The organism is Pseudomonas sp. PsB, from assembly GCF_043658375.1.
GTDB lineage: Bacteria > Pseudomonadota > Gammaproteobacteria > Pseudomonadales > Pseudomonadaceae > Aquipseudomonas > Aquipseudomonas putida_Z.
Genome location: NZ_JBIGLU010000001.1, coordinates 183,895 through 202,804 on the forward strand (window position 1 = coordinate 183,895; position 18,910 = coordinate 202,804).

Below are 18,910 nucleotides of genomic sequence, written 5' to 3' on the forward strand. Positions count from 1 at the left end.
TCGCCTGCTACGTTACAGACGCATCGGCATGACAACGTAGGAAGAATCGTCATTGCCAGCTTCCTGCAGCAGGGCACTGCTGTTGGAATCGGACAGGATCAGACGAACTTGCTCGGTAGTCATTACGCCCAGCACGTCCAGCAGGTAGCTGACGTTGAAGCCGATTTCCAGCGAGCTACCTTCGTAGTCCACGCTGATTTCTTCTTCAGCTTCTTCCTGCTCGGGGTTGTTGGCCTGGATTTTGAGTTGGCCAGCAGCCAGTTGCAGGCGGATACCGCGGTACTTTTCGTTGGAAAGAATCGCAGTACGGCTAAAGGCTTCACGCAGCGCCTGACGGTCGCCGACCACCAGCTTGTCACCGCCCTTGGGCAGTACGCGCTCGTAGTCCGGGAACTTGCCGTCCACCAGCTTGGAAGTGAAGGTGAATTCACCGGTGGTGGCGCGAATGTGGTGCTGGCCCAGGACGATGCTGACCATGCCTTCCGGATCGGTCAGCAGGCGTGCCAGTTCGAGGATACCTTTGCGTGGCACGATGACTTGGTGGCGATCATCCTGCTCGATCGGTGCGCTCATGGAGCACAGCGCCAGGCGGTGACCGTCAGTGGACACAGCTCGCAGGGTGTTGCGGGAAACCTCCAGCAGCATACCGTTGAGGTAGTAGCGCACATCCTGCTGGGCCATGGCGAAACTGGTGCGCTCGATCAGGCGGCGCAGCTTGCTCTGTTCCAGGTTGCAGGTCAGCGAGCCCGGGCCTTCTTCCACGGTCGGGAAGTCATTGGCTGGCAGGGTCGACAAGGTAAAGCGGCTACGGCCGGCCTTGACCAACAGTTTCTGCTCGTCGACCTTGATATCGATCAGGGCGTCGTTAGGCAGGCTTTTGCAAATGTCCATCAGCTTGCGTGCCGGGACAGTGATTTCGCCAGGCTCGGCCGGCTCTTCCAGTTGCACGCGGCCTACCAGTTCGACTTCCAGGTCGGTACCAGTCAACGACAGTTGCTGGCCTTGCACGACCAGCAATACGTTGGACAGGACCGGCAAGGTCTGGCGGCGCTCGACGACACCGGCGACCAGTTGCAGGGGTTTCAACAGGGCTTCGCGTTGAATGGTGAAATGCATGGTCTAGTCCCTTGCCTTCAATTAGCTGCGCAGACGGCCATCAGGTCGTCAGCGTCCGCAGCAGGTTCTTGTAGTCCTCGCGGATGTCCGCGTCGGATTCCTTCAGTTCGTTGATCTTGCGGCAGGCGTGCAGCACGGTCGTATGGTCGCGACCACCGAACATGTCGCCGATTTCCGGCAGACTGTGGTTGGTCAGTTCCTTGGACAAGGCCATGGCCACCTGGCGTGGACGCGCCACGGAACGCGAACGACGCTTGGACAACAGATCGGAGATCTTGATCTTGTAGTACTCGGCGACGGTGCGCTGAATGTTATCCACACTGACCAGTTTGTCCTGGAGCGCCAGCAGGTCCTTGAGCGACTCACGAATCAGTTCGATGGTGATGTCGCGGCCCATGAAGTGCGAGTGAGCGATAACCCGCTTCAATGCGCCTTCCAGTTCACGGACGTTGGAACGGATGCGCTGGGCAATGAAGAAGGCCGCGTCATGCGGTAGTTCGACCTTGGCCTGGTCGGCCTTCTTCATCAGGATCGCCACGCGGGTTTCCAGCTCTGGTGGCTCGACGGCAACCGTCAGGCCCCAACCAAAGCGCGACTTCAGACGCTCTTCCAGGCCTTCGATCTCCTTGGGGTAGCGGTCAGAGGTGAGGATTACCTGCTGACCACCCTCGAGCAGGGCGTTGAAGGTGTGGAAAAACTCTTCCTGCGAGCGCTCTTTACGGGCAAAGAACTGGATATCGTCGATCAGCAACGCATCCACCGAGCGGTAGAAACGCTTGAATTCGTTGATGGCGTTGAGCTGCAGCGCCTTGACCATGTCCGCGACGAAGCGCTCCGAATGCAGGTACACGACCTTGGCGTTCGGGTTCTTCTTCAGCAGGTGGTTACCCACAGCATGCATGAGGTGGGTTTTACCCAGGCCCACACCACCATAAAGGAAGAGCGGGTTGTAACCATGCTTGGGGTTGTCTGCCACCTGCCAGGCAGCCGCGCGCGCCAGCTGGTTCGACTTACCTTCGACGAAGGTGTCGAACGTGAAGGTGCGGTTCAGGTAACTGGTGTGTTTGAGCGCACCTTCAACCTGCACGGTGCGCTGTTCGGTCCGGGCACTGCCGGCCGACGCTGAAGCCGGCTCGGCCATGGCATCGAAGCTGTCACGCGAGGATGGCTCGGCCAGTTCATCGACCAGCACAGGCTCGGCAGCCGCCACGGCGACGGGTTCGACCGCTGCCGGCACTGCCTTCTGTGTCTGGCTCTGGGCCTGGGTCTGGGCCAGCGAGGCGGCCACCGCAGCACTTACTGGCGCGTTGGGTGCGGCACGTGGCGCAGAGCTGCGACGGCTGCCGATCAACAAGGAAAGGGCAGGCGCTATGCCGCTGCCGTTTTCGCCCAACAGCTCGAGCAAACGACCCAGGTACTTTTCATTGACCCAATCGAGAACGAAACGGTTAGGCGCATAGACGCGCAACTCGTCGCCTTCGGCTTCGACCTGTAGCGGACGGATCCAGGTGTTGAATTGCTGGGCAGGCAGTTCATCGCGCAGAAGCTCCACGCACTGCTGCCAAAGTTCCACTGACACGGATATCCCCTGAGTTTGAAAGCCGGATGAGGCAAAAACAAACCGCCATTGTACCGGTCGAGCGTTCAGTTATCCACATGTGGACACGTTAGGAACCATGACAAAACAGCCATTTATCGACCAAAACGGCTTCTTCGCACTGTGAATAAGCCCTGTGGATAAGCAGCCATGAGCGCTATGCACAACCCTGAGGTCAAGCCTGTTGATAACTCTGCTGTGGATAAGCGGCTATTTAATCCACAGCTTTTGACCACGAATAAAACAAGCGCAGCACCGGTTGAGAACACAGTTATAAAACTCTGTACAGTCCGGATTTTCTGGCCTAAAGCAGGTTATCCACAGAAGGTTATCCACTTAAGATTTATAGATTCTTCAGAAAAGCTTTTTATATGTCTCTTCTTTTTTTTCATGTTGTCCCCAATTCGTGTGTCCGATCAAGCACCCTTCGGGGATGGACAAGCACGCACCGTCCATCACGTGCTCTATATGGAAAGACTGGTTGGAAATTGACCTACGGGCTTGCTTTCTCTAGAATCGCCGGTCTCTTAAAAAGGGGGCCATCCCGGCCCGTCGTCGACAAACCAGGTAACACGCCATGAAACGTACTTTCCAACCAAGCACCATCAAGCGCGCGCGCACCCACGGCTTCCGTGCCCGTATGGCTACCAAGAACGGCCGCGCTGTTCTGTCGCGTCGTCGTGCCAAAGGCCGTAAGCGTCTGGCCATTTGATTTTTCGGCACAGGTGGTGAGTCAGGACTTCAGTCGGGAAAAGCGACTGCTTACACCCCGACATTTCAAAGCGGTCTTCGACTCCCCAACCGGCAAGGTTCCAGGGAAAAACCTGCTGATCCTTGCTCGCGAGAACGGCCTCGATCACCCACGCCTTGGCCTGGTGATCGGCAAGAAGAGCGTCAAGCTCGCCGTTCAACGCAACCGCCTCAAGCGCTTGATGCGCGATTCCTTTCGCCTGAACCAGCAATTGCTTGCCGGGTTGGACATTGTGATCGTCGCGCGCAAGGGATTGGGTGAGATAGAAAACCCGGAATTGCACCAACACTTTGGCAAACTCTGGAAACGCCTGGCGCGCAGCCGGCCCACTCCAGCAGTGACCGCCAATTCCGCAGGGGTAGACAGCCAAGATGCGTAAACTGGCGCTCGTTCCGATCCAGTTTTACCGTTACGCCATTAGTCCTCTGATGGCCAACCACTGTCGTTTCTTCCCCAGTTGCTCCTGTTACGCTTATGAAGCCATCGAAAACCACGGCCTCTGGCGTGGTGGGTGGCTAGCCGTTCGTCGCCTGGGGCGTTGTCATCCGTGGAACGACGGCGGTTTCGATCCCGTTCCTCCCGCTCCTTCCTCCCGAACTTCTTCGATAGCCGAGTAATCATGGATATTAAACGCACGATCCTGATCGTCGCCCTGGCAATCGTGTCCTACGTCATGGTCCTCAAGTGGAACCAGGACTACGGCCAGGCTGCCCTGCCGACTCAGAATACTGCTGCCAGCACCGTTGCCCCGGGTTTGCCGGATGGCGTACCGGCCGGTAACGCCGGCGCCAGCGCCGATGTGCCAAGCGCCAACGCCGAAACCAGCGCAGCCGAACTGGCACCGGTTGCGGTCAGCAAGGACCTGATCCGGGTCAAGACCGATGTTCTGGAGCTGGCTATCGATCCGGTCGGTGGTGACATCGTCCAGCTGAACCTGCCGCAGTACCCACGTCGCCAGGACCACCCGGACATTCCGTTCCAGCTGTTCGACAACGGTGGCGAGCGTGTCTACCTGGCACAAAGCGGCCTGACCGGCGTCAACGGTCCGGATGCCCGTCCTGCCGGTCGCCCCCTGTACGCTACCGACAAGAAGGGTTACCAGCTGGCCGATGGCCAGGAACAACTGGTGGTCGACCTGAAGTTCAGCGACAACGGCGTCAACTACATCAAGCGCTTCAGCTTCAAGCGCGGCGAGTACGACCTGACCGTCAGCTACCTGATCGACAACCAGAGCGGTCAGGCCTGGAGCGGCAACATGTTTGCCCAGCTCAAGCGTGACGCCAGCTCCGATCCGTCGTCGAGCACTGCCACCGGCACCGCCACCTACCTGGGCGCTGCCCTGTGGACTGCTTCCGAGCCTTACAAAAAGGTCTCGATGAAGGACATCGACAAAGGTAGTTTGAAAGAAAATGTGTCCGGCGGCTGGGTTGCCTGGCTGCAGCACTACTTCGTGACCGCCTGGATTCCGGCCAAGTCGGACAACAACGTTGTTCAGACCCGCAAGGACAGCCAGGGCAACTACATCATCGGCTATACCGGCCCGGCCATCAGCGTGCCTGCTGGCGGCAAGGTCGAAACCAGCGCCATGCTGTACGCCGGCCCGAAAATCCAGTCCAAGCTGAAAGAGTTGTCCCCAGGCCTGGAACTGACTGTCGACTACGGCTTCCTGTGGTTCATCGCCCAGCCGATCTTCTGGCTGCTGCAACATATCCACAGCCTGCTGGGTAACTGGGGCTGGTCGATCATCGTGCTGACCATGCTGATCAAAGGCCTGTTCTTCCCGCTGTCGGCTGCCAGCTACCGTTCGATGGCGCGCATGCGTGCCGTTGCGCCGAAGCTCGCTGCACTGAAGGAGCGCTTCGGTGACGATCGCCAGAAGATGTCCCAGGCGATGATGGAGCTGTACAAGAAAGAGAAGATCAACCCGTTGGGCGGCTGCCTGCCGATCCTGGTGCAGATGCCAGTGTTCCTGGCCCTGTACTGGGTACTGCTGGAAAGCGTGGAAATGCGCCAGGCTCCATGGATGCTGTGGATTACCGACCTGTCGATCAAGGATCCGTTCTTCATCCTGCCGATCATCATGGGCGCCACCATGTTCATCCAGCAGCGCCTGAACCCGACGCCGCCGGATCCGATGCAGGCCAAGGTGATGAAAATGATGCCGATCATCTTCACCTTCTTCTTCCTGTGGTTCCCGGCTGGTCTGGTGCTGTACTGGGTTGTGAACAACTGCCTGTCGATCGCACAGCAGTGGTACATCACCCGCAGCATCGAAGCAGCCAGCAAAAAAGCTGCTGCTTGACAGGCTACTGCGCTAGCCTGTGAATAAAAAACGCCCCCTAGTGGGGCGTTTTTGCTATCTGTCGTTTTTGTCGTAGAGGCTTTCGAGCATGAACACTGTGCGTGAAACCATCGCCGCCATCGCCACCGCCCAAGGCCGCGGCGGTGTGGGTATTGTCAGGTTGTCCGGCCCTCTGGCTGCCAAGGCCGGCCAGTTGATCACCGGCCGTACGCTTACCCCGCGCCACGCCCATTACGGCCCGTTCCGCGACGAGGAAGGCCTGGTGCTGGACGAAGGGATCGCGCTGTTCTTCCCTGGGCCGAATTCGTTCACCGGCGAGGACGTGCTGGAACTGCAGGGCCATGGTGGCCCGGTGGTGCTGGATATGCTGCTGCAGCGCTGTGTACAGGTTGGCTGCCGGCTGGCTCGCCCAGGTGAGTTCAGCGAACGTGCATTCCTCAATGACAAGCTCGACCTGGCCCAGGCCGAAGCCATTGCCGACCTGATCGAAGCCAGTTCCAGCCAGGCTGCGCGCAACGCACTGCGTTCGCTGCAGGGCGAGTTCTCCAAGCGCGTGCACAGCCTGACCGAAGCACTGATAGCCCTGCGCATCTACGTCGAGGCGGCGATCGACTTCCCCGAGGAAGAAATCGACTTCCTCGCTGATGGCCATGTACTTTCGATGCTCGATAACGTTCGCGGCGAGTTGTCCACAGTGCAGCGGGAAGCCGGGCAGGGTGCCTTGCTGCGTGACGGCATGACCGTGGTCATCGCCGGTCGGCCGAATGCCGGCAAGTCGAGCCTGCTGAACCAGCTGGCCGGGCGGGAAGCGGCCATCGTCACCGATATTGCCGGCACCACGCGGGACATCCTGCGCGAACATATCCATATTGACGGCATGCCGCTGCACGTGGTCGATACTGCGGGCCTGCGCGACACCGATGACCATGTGGAAAAGATCGGCGTGGAACGTGCGCTGAAGGCTATTGGCGAGGCCGACCGGGTGTTGTTGGTGGTGGATTCCACCGCGCCCGAGGCCAGCGACCCGTTCGCCCTGTGGCCAGAATTTCTCGACCAGCGGCCAGACCCGGCCAAGGTGACGCTGATTCGGAACAAGGCCGATCTTAGTGGTGAGCGGGTAGCGCTGGAACAGTGCGATGACGGCCATGTAACGATCACCCTCAGTGCCAAAGGGGACGATGCAGGGCTGCAGTTGCTGCGTGACCACCTGAAGGCCTGCATGGGTTATGAACAGACGGCGGAGAGTGGTTTCAGCGCTCGCCGGCGCCATCTGGATGCCCTGCGCCAGGCCAGTGAGCACCTGGAACATGGCCGTGCACAACTGACCCTGGCTGGCGCGGGTGAGCTGTTGGCGGAAGACCTGCGGCAGGCGCAGCAGGCCCTGGGGGAGATTACCGGGGCATTCAGCTCTGATGACCTGCTGGGGCGGATTTTCTCCAGCTTCTGCATCGGCAAGTAACTCACAGCCAGGCAAAACCAAGAGCCGCTCCTTCGGGAGCGGCTTTTTTTTGCCTCAAATTCTTTGCAACAGATGACTGTGTTCAGGCGAACCGAGTACCAGTGGGAGCGGGCGTGCCCGCGAAGAGGCCCTTACCAGCCCTGAGTCTGTGTGGCTGTACCGACGCATTCGCGGGCTCGCCCGCTCCCACCTTGTCCGTATCTGGCCGCCAGCTCGAGGATTTTTTCAATCTCAGGCTGACTACGGGGCGCAGGAGCCCTGTGGAAAACTTGCCTTCAGCTCCGTTGATAAGCAGGCTTTTTTTCTGAGGACAAACCCGCTTGTGGGTAAACAGCCATTTAATCCACAGGCTAAATCGTGTTATCCATAGCCCTCATGGTACTCCAGCCACAGGGTTTAATTTTTCTCTACACGGCATGAATAAAGGCCTACATAACCTTATCCACAGAGAAGCTTGTGCATAAGAATAAACATAAAAACAAAGCTTTTTTAAATTTTTCCTCTTTGATTTCTGTTGGCTGCCACTCATCCACAGACTGGTCAAAATTTGCTCAGACGGTTTCTTTACAGGGGGTGAAGTCCCTATACTTGTCCGCTTACCTTCTCTATTCGCAAAAACAGGCACGAGGTGCGTGGTGGATTTCCCTTCCCGTTTTGAAGTGATCGTCATCGGCGGCGGCCATGCCGGTACCGAGGCTGCGCTTGCGTCTGCACGCATGGGTGTGAAAACCCTGCTGCTGACCCATAACGTGGAAACCCTCGGTCACATGAGCTGCAACCCCGCCATTGGCGGTATTGGCAAAAGCCATCTGGTCAAAGAGATCGATGCCCTCGGCGGCGCCATGGCGCTGGCCACCGACAAGAGCGGCATCCAGTTCCGCGTTCTGAACAACCGCAAGGGCCCGGCCGTACGCGCCACCCGTGCACAGGCCGACCGCGCCATCTACAAGGCAGTGGTGCGTGAAATCCTGGAAAACCAGCCGAACCTGTGGATATTCCAGCAGTCCTGCGACGACCTGATCGTCGAGCAGGACCAGGTCAAAGGCGTGGTGACCCAGATGGGCCTGCGTTTCTTCGCCGAATCGGTGGTACTGACCACCGGTACCTTCCTCGGCGGGCTTATCCACATTGGTTTGCAAAACCATTCCGGTGGTCGCGCCGGCGATCCGCCTTCGATTGCCCTGGCCCACCGCATGCGTGAACTGCCGCTGCGCGTCGGCCGCCTGAAAACCGGTACCCCGCCACGCATCGACGGCCGCTCGGTGGACTTCTCGGTGATGACCGAGCAGCCAGGCGATACGCCGATTCCGGTGATGTCGTTCATGGGCAATGCCCAGATGCACCCGCGCCAGGTGAGCTGCTGGATCACCCACACCAATGCGCGCACCCACGAGATCATCGCCTCGAACCTCGACCGTTCGCCGATGTACTCGGGTGTCATCGAAGGTGTCGGCCCGCGCTACTGCCCGTCGATCGAAGACAAGATCCACCGCTTCGCCGACAAGGAAAGCCACCAGGTGTTCATCGAGCCGGAAGGCCTGACCACCCATGAGCTGTACCCCAACGGTATTTCCACTTCGCTGCCGTTCGACGTGCAGCTGGAGCTGGTGCGGTCGATCCCCGGCATGGAGAACGCCCACATCGTTCGCCCGGGCTATGCCATCGAATACGACTACTTCGACCCGCGCGACCTCAAGTACAGCCTCGAGACCAAAGTCATCGGCGGTTTGTTCTTCGCCGGCCAGATCAACGGCACCACCGGTTACGAAGAAGCCGGCGCCCAGGGTTTGCTGGCCGGGACCAACGCGGCCCTGCGGGCGCAGGGCCGAGACAGCTGGTGCCCGCGCCGCGACGAGGCGTACATCGGCGTACTGGTCGACGACCTGATTACCCTGGGTACCCAGGAGCCGTACCGCATGTTCACTTCGCGTGCCGAGTACCGCCTGATCCTGCGCGAAGACAACGCCGACCTGCGCCTGACCGAAAAGGGCCGCGAACTCGGCCTGATCGACGACCAGCGTTGGGCCGCCTTCTGCGCCAAGCGCGACGGCATCGAACGCGAGGAGCAGCGCCTGAAGTCGACCTGGGTACGCCCGAACACCGAGCAAGGCCAGGCCATTGTGGATAAGTTCGGTACCCCGCTCAGCCACGAATACAGCCTGCTCAACCTGCTGGCGCGCCCGGAAATCGACTACGCCGGGCTGATCGAGGCAACCGGCGGCGAAGCGATCGATCCACAGGTCGCCGAGCAGGTCGAAATCCGCACCAAGTACGCCGGCTACATCGACCGCCAGCAGGATGAAATCGCACGTCTGCGCGCCAGCGAAGACACCCGCCTGCCTGTGGATATCGATTACTCGACGATTTCCGGCCTGTCCAAGGAAATCCAGGGCAAGCTGGGCCAGACCCGACCGGAAACCCTGGGTCAGGCTTCGCGTATCCCGGGCGTGACCCCGGCGGCGATTTCCCTGTTGCTGATTCACTTGAAAAAACGCGGCGCTGGCCGCGAATTGGAGCAAAGCGCTTGAGTTCCCTGGTCACCCCGCAACACGCTGAAGAGTTGTCCACAGGTGCGCGCCAGCTCGGTGTCGAGCTGAGCGCCGAGCATCACGAAAAGCTGCTCGGCTACCTGGCCCTGTTGATCAAATGGAACAAAGCCTACAACCTAACCGCCGTGCGCGACCCCGACGAGATGGTGTCGCGTCACCTGCTCGACAGCCTCAGTGTCATGCCGTTTATCCACAGCGAGCGTGACAACTGGCTGGATGTCGGCAGTGGCGGTGGCATGCCCGGTATCCCATTGGCTATCCTGCATCCGCACAAGCGCGTGACGGTGCTGGACGCCAATGGCAAGAAGACCCGCTTCCTGACCCAGGTGAAAATGGAGCTCAAGCTGGACAACCTCACGGTTATCCACAGTCGGGTCGAAGCCTTCCAGCCGACACAACCGTTCAGCGGAATCATCTCCCGCGCCTTCAGCAGCATGGAGAACTTCACCAACTGGACCCGCCACCTGGGCGACACCGGGACGCAATGGCTTGCAATGAAGGGGCTGCATCCTGCCGATGAACTGGTAGCATTGCCCGCAGACTTCACAGTGGAAAGCGAGCAGGCCCTGACCGTTCCAGGTTGCCAGGGCCAGCGCCATCTGCTGATACTGCGCCGCAAGGCATGACTGGGAACACACGCAACAATGGCTAAGGTATTCGCAATCGCGAACCAGAAAGGTGGTGTGGGCAAGACAACCACCTGTATCAATCTCGCCGCCTCGCTGGCCGCGACCAAGCGTCGTGTGCTGCTGATCGACCTCGATCCGCAGGGCAACGCCACCATGGGCAGCGGTGTGGACAAGCACGAGCTCGAGCACTCGGTCTACGACCTGTTGATCGGGGAATGCGACCTGGCCCAGGCCATGCATTACTCCGAGCACGGTGGTTTCCAGTTGCTGCCGGCCAACCGTGACCTGACCGCCGCCGAAGTGGTGCTGCTGGAAATGCAGGTCAAGGAGAGCCGCCTGCGCAACGCCCTGGCGCCGATTCGCGAGAACTACGACTACATCCTCATCGACTGCCCTCCGTCGCTGTCGATGCTCACGCTCAACGCCCTGGTCGCCTCCGATGGCGTGATCATCCCGATGCAGTGCGAGTACTACGCACTGGAAGGTCTCAGCGACCTTGTGGATAACATCAAGCGCATCGCCGCCCGGTTGAACCCGGAGCTGAAGATCGAGGGCCTGCTGCGGACCATGTACGATCCGCGCCTGAGCCTGAACAACGATGTCTCGGCGCAGCTGAAGGAGCACTTTGGCCCGCAGCTGTACGACACGGTCATTCCGCGCAACATTCGCCTGGCCGAGGCCCCGAGCTTCGGCATGCCGGCCCTGGCCTACGACAAGCAATCGCGAGGCGCGCTGGCTTATCTGGCCCTGGCCGGGGAACTGGTACGCCGTCAACGCCGTCAATCACGCACTGCACAAACAACTTAAGGAATCCGTATGGCCGTCAAGAAACGGGGTCTCGGACGTGGGTTGGATGCACTGCTCAGTGGTCCTTCCGTCAGCGCGCTCGAAGAGCAGGCTGTGAAGATCGACCAGAAAGAACTGCAACACCTGCCGGTCGAGCTGATCCAGCGTGGCAAGTACCAGCCGCGCCGGGACATGGACCCGGAGGCGCTGGAAGAGCTCGCGCACTCGATTCGCAACCATGGCGTGATGCAACCGATCGTGGTGCGCCCGATCGATGGCAACCGCTTCGAGATCATCGCCGGTGAGCGCCGCTGGCGCGCCACCCAGCAGGCTGGCCTGGACAAGATCCCGGCGATGGTCCGCGAAGTGCCCGACGAAGCCGCCATCGCCATGGCGCTGATCGAGAACATCCAGCGCGAAGACCTCAACCCGCTGGAAGAGGCCCTGGCCCTGCAGCGCCTGCAGCAAGAGTTCGAGCTCACCCAGCAACAGGTGGCCGATGCCGTGGGCAAGTCGCGGGTGACCGTGGCCAACCTGCTGCGCCTGATCACCCTGCCTGACGCGATCAAGACCATGCTCGCCCATGGCGACCTGGAGATGGGCCACGCCCGTGCATTGCTCGGCCTGGAAGAACACCGCCAGGAAGAGGGGGCGCGTCATGTTGTCGCACGTGGCCTCACCGTGCGCCAAACCGAGGCACTGGTTCGTCAGTGGCTCAGCGACAAACCTGATCCGGTCGAACCGAGCAAACCTGATCCGGATATCGCACGCCTTGAACAGCGGCTCGCAGAGCGCCTGGGCTCGGCCGTGCAGATCCGCCATGGCAACAAGGGCAAAGGCCAATTGGTTATTCGCTACAACTCGCTTGACGAGTTGCAAGGCGTGCTTGCTCACATCCGCTGAAACAATTCCCGTTGTAGCGCGCAGTCGGAAATCACTACCGAATAGTTGAATAGGGGTTAATCCACCCCTATACTCTGCGCGCATTTTGTCGGCACAAATTATGCCAAGTCATAACTGACTTGCTGGTCGACTTCCGAGGAGCAGTTGTGATGGAAATCCGCACGCCAAACCGCCTGCCTTTCCATCGCTGGGCGGTTTTCCCGGTACTGCTGGCTCAATTCGTCGTACTGCTGCTGGCAACGTTGGTGTTGTGGCAGTGGAAAGGGGCGGTCAGTGGATATTCAGGCCTTTGCGGAGGTTTGATTGCCTGGCTACCCAATGTGTATTTCGCCTGGAAGGCCTTTCGCTTCAGCGGGGCCCGGGCGGCACAAGCCATCGTCAAGTCGTTCTACGCTGGCGAGGCAGGCAAGATGATTTTGACGGCAGTGCTTTTTGCACTGACCTTCGCAGGAGTGAAGCCACTGGCGCCGTTAGCAGTATTCGGCGTCTTCGTGTTGACCCTTTTGGTCAGCTGGTTCGCGCCCCTGCTGATGAATAAAAGACTTTCGAGACCTTAGGGCGTTTGAGGCAACCATGGCAGCAGAAACCGCTTCGGGCTATATCCAGCACCACTTGCAGAACCTGACCTACGGTCAACTACCAGACGGCAGCTGGGGCTTCGCCCATTCGGCTGCAGAAGCCAAGGCAATGGGCTTCTGGGCGTTCCACCTGGACACCCTGGGTTGGTCCGTCGCGCTGGGTCTGATCTTCCTGTTCATCTTCCGCATGGCGGCCAAGAAGGCGACTTCCGGCCAACCTGGCGGCCTGCAGAACTTCGTAGAAGTGATGGTGGACTTCGTCAACGGCAGCGTGAAGGACTCCTTCCACGGCCGTAGCCCGGTAATCGCTCCGCTGGCGCTGACCATTTTCGTCTGGGTATTCCTGATGAACGCCGTCGACCTGGTACCGGTCGACTGGATTCCTCAGCTGGCCATCCTGATCTCCGGTGACCCGCACATTCCGTTCCGCGCCGTGTCGACCACCGACCCGAACGCGACCCTGGCCATGGCCTTCTGCGTGTTCGCCCTGATCATCTTCTACAGCATCAAGGTCAAGGGCCTGGGCGGCTTCATCGGTGAGCTGACCCTGCACCCGTTCGGCAGCAAGAACATCTTCGTTCAGATCCTGCTGATTCCGGTCAACTTCCTGCTGGAATTCGTCACCCTGATCGCCAAGCCGATCTCGCTGGCACTGCGTCTGTTCGGCAACATGTATGCCGGCGAACTGGTGTTCATCCTGATCGCTGTAATGTTCGGCTCCGGCCTGCTGTGGCTCAGCGGCCTGGGTGTGGTGCTGCAATGGGCGTGGGCTGTGTTCCACATCCTGATCATCACCCTGCAAGCTTTCATCTTCATGATGCTGACCATCGTCTACCTGTCGATGGCCCACGAAGATAACCATTAAGACCGCCTGGCGTGTCTGATAGCCTTCCCCGCCTGTTCGGGGGGAGGGCTTAAAAAGTCCGCAAGGGCATGCTGTACCAAACGATTTGTTTTACCGCTTCAAACTAAAAACCTAACCAATACGACGTAAAAGTCGGGAGGAAAGATGGAAACTGTAGTTGGTCTGACCGCTATCGCTGTTGCTCTGCTGATCGGCCTGGGTGCTCTGGGTACCGCCATTGGTTTCGGCCTGCTGGGCGGCAAGTTCCTGGAAGGCGCTGCTCGTCAACCAGAAATGGTTCCGATGCTGCAGGTTAAAATGTTCATCGTTGCCGGTCTGCTCGACGCCGTAACCATGATCGGTGTTGGTATCGCTCTGTTCTTCACCTTCGCGAATCCGTTCGTTGGTCAGATCGCCGGCTAATCACTCGTCACCACGAGTTGATGGCTGTATGAATTAAGACCGAGCGAGGTGTTGGCGTGAACATTAATGCAACCCTGATTGGCCAATCCGTTGCTTTTCTGATTTTTGTACTCTTCTGCATGAAGTATGTATGGCCTCCGGTCATCACTGCCCTGCAAGAGCGCCAAAAGAAGATTGCCGACGGCTTGGACGCTGCCAACCGCGCAGCTCGCGACCTGGAGCTGGCCCAAGAGAAAGCGGGTCAGCAACTGCGTGAAGCTAAAGCACAGGCAGCCGAAATCATCGAGCAAAGCAAGAAACGCGCTGCTCAGCTTGTCGAGGAAGCCCGTGATCAGGCCCGCGTCGAAGCTGACCGTGTGAAAGCTCAGGCTCTGGCCGAGATCGAACAGGAACTGAACAGCGCTAAAGACGCCCTGCGTGCCCAAGTGGGTGCCCTGGCCGTTGGTGGTGCTGAAAAGATCCTTGGCGCCACAATCGATCAAAACGCGCATGCGGAGCTGGTTAACAAACTGGCCGCTGAAATTTAAGCGAGGGCGATCATGGCAGAACTGACCACGTTGGCCCGACCTTACGCTAAGGCTGCCTTTGAGCATGCCCAGGCCCATCAGCAACTGGCCAATTGGTCAGCCATGCTCGGCCTGGCTGCTGCGGTGTCGCAAGACGACACCATGCAGCGCCTGCTCAAGGCCCCGCGACTGACGAGCGCAGAAAAGGCCGCCACGTTCATTGACGTGTGCGGTGACAAGTTCAATGCACAGGCACGGAATTTCATTCATGTTGCCGCGGAAAACGACCGTCTCCTGCTTCTGCCGGAGATTGCCGCCCTGTTCGACCTGTACAAGGCCGAGCAAGAGAAATCCGTGGACGTGGAAGTCACCAGTGCCTTCGCGTTGAACCAAGAACAGCAAGACAAACTCGCCAAGGTTCTCAGTGCACGGTTAGGCCAGGAAGTGCGCCTGCACGCGTCGGAGGATGCCAGCCTGATTGGCGGCGTCGTCATCCGCGCTGGTGACCTGGTAATCGATGGCTCTGTTCGCGGCAAAATCGCGAAACTGGCCGAAGCATTGAAATCTTGAGTTTGAAGGGGCAGCAGAGCAATGCAGCAACTCAATCCTTCCGAAATTAGTGAAATCATCAAGGGCCGCATCGACAACCTCGATGTGAGCTCCCAAGCCCGTAACGAAGGTACCGTTGTTTCGGTATCCGACGGTATCGTGCGGATCCACGGTCTGGCCGACGTCATGTACGGCGAAATGATCGAGTTCCCTGGCAGCGTATTCGGCATGGCCCTGAACCTGGAGCAAGACTCCGTAGGTGCAGTGATCCTGGGTGCCTATGACACCCTCGCCGAAGGCATGAGCGCCAAGTGCACCGGTCGCATCCTGGAAGTTCCGGTCGGCAAAGGCCTGCTGGGCCGCGTCGTCGACGCTCTGGGTAACCCGATCGATGGCAAAGGTCCTCTGACCACCACCGAAACCGACGCGGTCGAAAAGGTCGCTCCAGGCGTGATCTGGCGTAAGTCGGTAGACCAGCCTGTACAGACTGGCTACAAGTCCGTCGACGCCATGATCCCTGTCGGCCGTGGCCAGCGCGAGCTGATCATCGGTGACCGTCAGATCGGCAAGACCGCCATGGCCATCGACGCCATCATCAACCAGAAAGACTCCGGTATTTTCTGTGTTTATGTTGCTGTCGGCCAGAAGCGTTCCACCGTTGCCAACATCGTTCGCAAGCTGGAAGAAGCCGGTGCCCTGGCCAACACCATCGTGGTCGTTGCCAGTGCTTCGGAATCCGCCGCACTGCAGTTCCTGGCGCCATACGCCGGCTGCACCATGGGCGAGTTCTTCCGTGACCGCGGTGAAGACGCCCTGATCGTTTACGATGACCTGTCCAAGCAGGCTGTTGCCTACCGTCAGATCTCCCTGCTGCTGCGCCGTCCACCAGGACGTGAAGCGTACCCAGGTGACGTGTTCTATCTCCACTCCCGTCTGCTGGAGCGTGCATCGCGCGTTTCGGAAGAGTACGTCGAGAAGTTCACCAACGGTGCTGTGACTGGCAAAACCGGTTCCCTGACCGCCCTGCCGATCATCGAAACCCAGGCTGGCGACGTTTCCGCGTTCGTCCCGACCAACGTGATTTCCATCACCGACGGTCAGATCTTCCTGGAATCGGCCATGTTCAACTCGGGCATCCGCCCTGCAGTGAACGCCGGTGTTTCGGTATCCCGCGTAGGTGGTGCCGCTCAGACCAAGATCATCAAGAAGCTGTCCGGTGGTATCCGTACCGCTCTGGCTCAGTACCGTGAACTGGCTGCATTCGCCCAGTTCGCTTCCGATCTGGACGAAGCGACCCGCAAGCAGCTGGAGCATGGTCAGCGCGTTACCGAGCTGATGAAGCAGAAGCAGTACGCGCCGATGTCCATCGCGGACATGGCCCTGTCGCTGTACGCCGCTGAGCGTGGCTTCCTGACTGACGTAGAAGTCTCCAAGATCGGTAGCTTCGAGCAAGCACTGATCGCCTTCTTCAACCGTGATCACGCTGAACTGATGGCGAAGATCAACGTGAAGGGTGACTTCAACGACGAAATCGACGCAGGCCTGAAAGCCGGTATCGAGAAGTTCAAGGCCACCCAGACCTGGTAAGCCGCAGCGGGGGCTCAGGCCCCCGCTTGCTAACCTGATAGGTGATACATGGCAGGCGCAAAAGAGATTCGCAGTAAGATTGCGAGCATCAAAAGCACGCAAAAAATTACCAGCGCCATGGAGAAAGTGGCGGTCAGCAAGATGCGCAAGGCACAAATGCGCATGGCTGCTAGCCGTCCTTACGCGGAGCGTATCCGCCAGGTGATCGGTCATCTGGCCAACGCCAACCCGGAATACCGCCACCCGTTCATGATCGAGCGCCCTGTAAAGCGCGCCGGTTATATCGTGGTGAGCAGCGACCGTGGTCTGTGCGGTGGCTTGAACACCAACCTGTTCAAGGCCCTGGTCAAGGACATGAACGAAAACCGCGAACAGGGCGTGGAAATCGACCTGTGCGTGATCGGCAGCAAGGGTGCGACTTTCTTCCGCATCTTTGGCGGCAACGTCGTAGCCGCGATCAGCCACTTGGGCGAAGAGCCATCGATCAACGATCTGATCGGCTCCGTCAAAGTAATGCTGGACGCCTACCTGGACGGCCGTATCGATCGCCTCTCGGTGGTTTCGAACAAGTTCATCAACACCATGACCCAGAAGCCAACGGTCGAGCAATTGGTACCGTTGGTGGCAACCCCGGATCAGGATCTCAAGCATCACTGGGACTACCTGTACGAACCCGACGCAAAAGAGCTGCTGGACGGCTTGATGGTGCGTTACGTGGAGTCGCAGGTGTACCAGGCGGTGGTCGAGAACAACGCTGCTGAACAAGCGGCCCGGATGATCGCCATGAAGAACGCCACAGACAACGCCGGTGATTTGATCAAAGAGCTTCAGTTGATCTACAACAAGGCGCGTCAGGCTGCGATCACCCAGGAGATCTCGGAAATCGTCGGCGGCGCTGCCGCGGTTTAACGGTTCAAATATTCAGAGGATCCAGCTATGAGTAGCGGACGTATCGTTCAAATCATCGGCGCCGTCATCGACGTGGAATTCCCACGTGACGTCGTGCCGAGTGTTTACAACGCGCTGAAAGTACAAGGCGCGGAAACCACCCTGGAAGTTCAGCAGCAGCTGGGCGACGGCGTGGTTCGTACCATTGCGATGGGCTCGACCGAAGGCCTGAAGCGCGGTCTGGAAGTCGTTGACTCCGGCGCTGCCATTTCCGTTCCTGTTGGTAAGGCCACCCTGGGCCGTATCATGGACGTACTGGGCAACCCGATCGACGAGGCCGGCCCGATCGGCGAAGAAGAGCGTCGCGGTATCCACCAGCCAGCGCCTTCGTTCGCTGACCAGGCAGGCGGCAACGACCTGCTGGAAACCGGCATCAAGGTTATCGACCTGGTTTGCCCGTTCGCCAAGGGTGGTAAGGTTGGTCTGTTCGGTGGTGCCGGTGTCGGCAAGACCGTAAACATGATGGAACTGATCCGTAACATCGCCATGGAACACAGCGGTTACTCCGTGTTCGCTGGTGTGGGTGAGCGTACTCGTGAGGGTAACGACTTCTACCACGAGATGAAGGACTCCAACGTTCTCGACAAGGTAGCGCTGGTCTACGGTCAGATGAACGAGCCACCAGGAAACCGTCTGCGCGTAGCGCTGACCGGCCTGACCATGGCCGAGAAGTTCCGTGACGAAGGTAACGACGTTCTGCTGTTCGTCGACAACATCTATCGTTACACCCTGGCCGGTACCGAAGTATCCGCACTGCTGGGCCGTATGCCTTCGGCAGTAGGTTACCAGCCGACCCTGGCTGAAGAGATGGGCGTTCTGCAAGAGCGTATCACCTCCACCAAGGAAGGTTCGATCACCTCCGTTCAGGCCGTATACGTACCTGCGGACGACTTGACCGACCCGTCGCCTGCGACCACCTTCGCCCACTTGGACGCCACCGTCGTTCTGTCCCGTGACATCGCCTCCCTGGGTATCTACCCAGCGGTCGACCCACTGGACTCGACTTCGCGCCAGCTGGACCCGAACGTGATCGGCAACGAGCACTACGAGACCGCTCGTGGCGTTCAGTATGTTCTGCAGCGCTACAAAGAGCTGAAGGACATCATCGCGATCCTGGGTATGGACGAACTGTCCGAAGCCGACAAGCAACTGGTAGCCCGCGCTCGTAAGATCCAGCGCTTCCTGTCGCAGCCGTTCTTCGTGGCCGAAGTCTTCACCGGTTCGCCAGGCAAGTACGTTTCCCTGAAAGACACCATCGCTGGCTTCAGCGGCATCCTCAAAGGTGACTACGACCACCTGCCAGAACAAGCGTTCTACATGGTCGGCAGCATCGACGAAGCGATCGAGAAAGCCAAGAAACTGTAATTCCTGCGCCCCGCAAGG

General features: G+C 59.2%; 20 protein-coding genes. 18 read left to right on the forward strand and 2 right to left on the reverse strand.

From position 1 onward, the window contains the following. Positions 1-12: 12 nt before the first annotated feature. On the reverse strand, positions 13-1,116 hold the full coding sequence (dnaN, locus tag ACGLHT_RS00875) for a DNA polymerase III subunit beta (RefSeq protein WP_003260019.1): 1,104 nt from the start codon (positions 1,114-1,116) through the stop codon (positions 13-15). 40 nt (positions 1,117-1,156) lie between these two features. After that, positions 1,157-2,695, reverse strand: a complete 1,539-nt coding sequence (gene dnaA / locus ACGLHT_RS00880) for a chromosomal replication initiator protein DnaA (RefSeq protein ID WP_025337171.1) — start codon at positions 2,693-2,695, stop codon at positions 1,157-1,159. 168 nt (positions 2,696-2,863) lie between these two features. On the opposite strand from dnaA, the gene ACGLHT_RS00885 reads away from it, so the two are divergent. From ACGLHT_RS00885 to atpD, 18 genes are all read left to right on the forward strand, one after another. Further along, the gene (locus ACGLHT_RS00885; protein WP_274119888.1) at positions 2,864-3,205 is read left to right on the forward strand and encodes a hypothetical protein; all 342 of its coding nucleotides are present in this window, start codon (positions 2,864-2,866) and stop codon (positions 3,203-3,205) included. An 85-nt stretch (positions 3,206-3,290) separates the two neighbouring features. Further along, on the forward strand, positions 3,291-3,425 hold the full coding sequence (gene rpmH / locus ACGLHT_RS00890; protein WP_003253163.1) for a 50S ribosomal protein L34: 135 nt from the start codon (positions 3,291-3,293) through the stop codon (positions 3,423-3,425). A 13-nt stretch (positions 3,426-3,438) separates the two neighbouring features. Continuing rightward, positions 3,439-3,843 (forward strand): ribonuclease P protein component, encoded by a 405-nt coding sequence (rnpA, locus tag ACGLHT_RS00895; RefSeq protein ID WP_003253166.1) that lies wholly within the window; start codon positions 3,439-3,441, stop codon positions 3,841-3,843. Then, positions 3,836-4,081 carry a membrane protein insertion efficiency factor YidD gene (yidD, locus tag ACGLHT_RS00900; RefSeq protein WP_015268406.1) on the forward strand — a complete coding sequence of 82 codons (246 nt, stop codon included), beginning with the start codon at positions 3,836-3,838 and terminating at the stop codon, positions 4,079-4,081. The genes rnpA and yidD overlap by 8 nt, the downstream gene beginning before the upstream one ends. 2 nt (positions 4,082-4,083) lie before the next feature. Further along, positions 4,084-5,766 carry a membrane protein insertase YidC gene (gene yidC, locus ACGLHT_RS00905; protein ID WP_025341164.1) on the forward strand — a complete coding sequence of 561 codons (1,683 nt, stop codon included), beginning with the start codon at positions 4,084-4,086 and terminating at the stop codon, positions 5,764-5,766. A gap of 88 nt (positions 5,767-5,854) precedes the next feature. Then, the gene (gene mnmE / locus ACGLHT_RS00910; RefSeq protein ID WP_075046822.1) at positions 5,855-7,225 is read left to right on the forward strand and encodes a tRNA uridine-5-carboxymethylaminomethyl(34) synthesis GTPase MnmE; all 1,371 of its coding nucleotides are present in this window, start codon (positions 5,855-5,857) and stop codon (positions 7,223-7,225) included. Between the two features lie 635 nt (positions 7,226-7,860). Next, positions 7,861-9,753: a tRNA uridine-5-carboxymethylaminomethyl(34) synthesis enzyme MnmG gene (mnmG, locus tag ACGLHT_RS00915; RefSeq protein WP_274119887.1), complete on the forward strand. Its 1,893-nt coding sequence runs from the start codon at positions 7,861-7,863 to the stop codon at positions 9,751-9,753. Continuing rightward, positions 9,750-10,400, forward strand: coding sequence for a 16S rRNA (guanine(527)-N(7))-methyltransferase RsmG (gene rsmG / locus ACGLHT_RS00920; protein ID WP_013970242.1), 651 nt, complete (start codon positions 9,750-9,752; stop codon positions 10,398-10,400). Before mnmG ends, rsmG begins: the two co-directional genes overlap by 4 nt. An 18-nt stretch (positions 10,401-10,418) precedes the next feature. Next, the gene (locus ACGLHT_RS00925; protein ID WP_012274913.1) at positions 10,419-11,210 is read left to right on the forward strand and encodes a ParA family protein; all 792 of its coding nucleotides are present in this window, start codon (positions 10,419-10,421) and stop codon (positions 11,208-11,210) included. Positions 11,211-11,219: 9 nt separating this feature from the next. Continuing rightward, positions 11,220-12,092, forward strand: coding sequence for a ParB/RepB/Spo0J family partition protein (locus tag ACGLHT_RS00930; RefSeq protein WP_075046821.1), 873 nt, complete (start codon positions 11,220-11,222; stop codon positions 12,090-12,092). 149 nt (positions 12,093-12,241) lie between these two features. After that, complete coding sequence (locus ACGLHT_RS00935) at positions 12,242-12,649, forward strand: F0F1 ATP synthase subunit I (RefSeq protein ID WP_008092225.1); 408 nt, start codon at positions 12,242-12,244, stop codon at positions 12,647-12,649. Between the two features lie 16 nt (positions 12,650-12,665). Continuing rightward, positions 12,666-13,535 carry a F0F1 ATP synthase subunit A gene (atpB, locus tag ACGLHT_RS00940; protein WP_003260030.1) on the forward strand — a complete coding sequence of 290 codons (870 nt, stop codon included), beginning with the start codon at positions 12,666-12,668 and terminating at the stop codon, positions 13,533-13,535. A gap of 144 nt (positions 13,536-13,679) precedes the next feature. Further along, a complete protein-coding gene (atpE, locus tag ACGLHT_RS00945; protein ID WP_003097235.1) occupies positions 13,680-13,937 on the forward strand; it encodes a F0F1 ATP synthase subunit C in 258 nt (85 codons plus the stop codon). Between the two features lie 56 nt (positions 13,938-13,993). Continuing rightward, positions 13,994-14,464 (forward strand): F0F1 ATP synthase subunit B, encoded by a 471-nt coding sequence (locus ACGLHT_RS00950; protein ID WP_003260032.1) that lies wholly within the window; start codon positions 13,994-13,996, stop codon positions 14,462-14,464. Positions 14,465-14,476: 12 nt separating this feature from the next. Then, the gene (locus ACGLHT_RS00955; RefSeq protein ID WP_003260034.1) at positions 14,477-15,013 is read left to right on the forward strand and encodes a F0F1 ATP synthase subunit delta; all 537 of its coding nucleotides are present in this window, start codon (positions 14,477-14,479) and stop codon (positions 15,011-15,013) included. A gap of 21 nt (positions 15,014-15,034) precedes the next feature. Further along, positions 15,035-16,579 (forward strand): F0F1 ATP synthase subunit alpha, encoded by a 1,545-nt coding sequence (gene atpA / locus ACGLHT_RS00960; protein WP_013974906.1) that lies wholly within the window; start codon positions 15,035-15,037, stop codon positions 16,577-16,579. Between the two features lie 48 nt (positions 16,580-16,627). Then, positions 16,628-17,488, forward strand: coding sequence for a F0F1 ATP synthase subunit gamma (gene atpG, locus ACGLHT_RS00965; RefSeq protein ID WP_013974905.1), 861 nt, complete (start codon positions 16,628-16,630; stop codon positions 17,486-17,488). 27 nt (positions 17,489-17,515) lie between these two features. Beyond that, entirely contained in the window at positions 17,516-18,892 is a 1,377-nt protein-coding gene (gene atpD / locus ACGLHT_RS00970; protein ID WP_013974904.1) for a F0F1 ATP synthase subunit beta, read from the forward strand. Positions 18,893-18,910 lie beyond the last annotated feature (18 nt).

Coding starts and splice junctions, on each gene's coding strand:
- mnmE (WP_075046822.1), top strand. CDS start 5,855: ATGAACACTGTGCGTGAAACCATCGCCGCCATCGCCACCGCCCAAGGC.
- dnaN (WP_003260019.1), bottom strand. CDS start 1,116: ATGCATTTCACCATTCAACGCGAAGCCCTGTTGAAACCCCTGCAACTG.
- rpmH (WP_003253163.1), top strand. CDS start 3,291: ATGAAACGTACTTTCCAACCAAGCACCATCAAGCGCGCGCGCACCCAC.
- ACGLHT_RS00925 (WP_012274913.1), top strand. CDS start 10,419: ATGGCTAAGGTATTCGCAATCGCGAACCAGAAAGGTGGTGTGGGCAAG.
- atpE (WP_003097235.1), top strand. CDS start 13,680: ATGGAAACTGTAGTTGGTCTGACCGCTATCGCTGTTGCTCTGCTGATC.
- atpA (WP_013974906.1), top strand. CDS start 15,035: ATGCAGCAACTCAATCCTTCCGAAATTAGTGAAATCATCAAGGGCCGC.
- atpB (WP_003260030.1), top strand. CDS start 12,666: ATGGCAGCAGAAACCGCTTCGGGCTATATCCAGCACCACTTGCAGAAC.
- yidC (WP_025341164.1), top strand. CDS start 4,084: ATGGATATTAAACGCACGATCCTGATCGTCGCCCTGGCAATCGTGTCC.
- atpG (WP_013974905.1), top strand. CDS start 16,628: ATGGCAGGCGCAAAAGAGATTCGCAGTAAGATTGCGAGCATCAAAAGC.
- ACGLHT_RS00955 (WP_003260034.1), top strand. CDS start 14,477: ATGGCAGAACTGACCACGTTGGCCCGACCTTACGCTAAGGCTGCCTTT.
- atpD (WP_013974904.1), top strand. CDS start 17,516: ATGAGTAGCGGACGTATCGTTCAAATCATCGGCGCCGTCATCGACGTG.
- ACGLHT_RS00885 (WP_274119888.1), top strand. CDS start 2,864: ATGAGCGCTATGCACAACCCTGAGGTCAAGCCTGTTGATAACTCTGCT.
- ACGLHT_RS00935 (WP_008092225.1), top strand. CDS start 12,242: ATGGAAATCCGCACGCCAAACCGCCTGCCTTTCCATCGCTGGGCGGTT.
- yidD (WP_015268406.1), top strand. CDS start 3,836: ATGCGTAAACTGGCGCTCGTTCCGATCCAGTTTTACCGTTACGCCATT.
- ACGLHT_RS00930 (WP_075046821.1), top strand. CDS start 11,220: ATGGCCGTCAAGAAACGGGGTCTCGGACGTGGGTTGGATGCACTGCTC.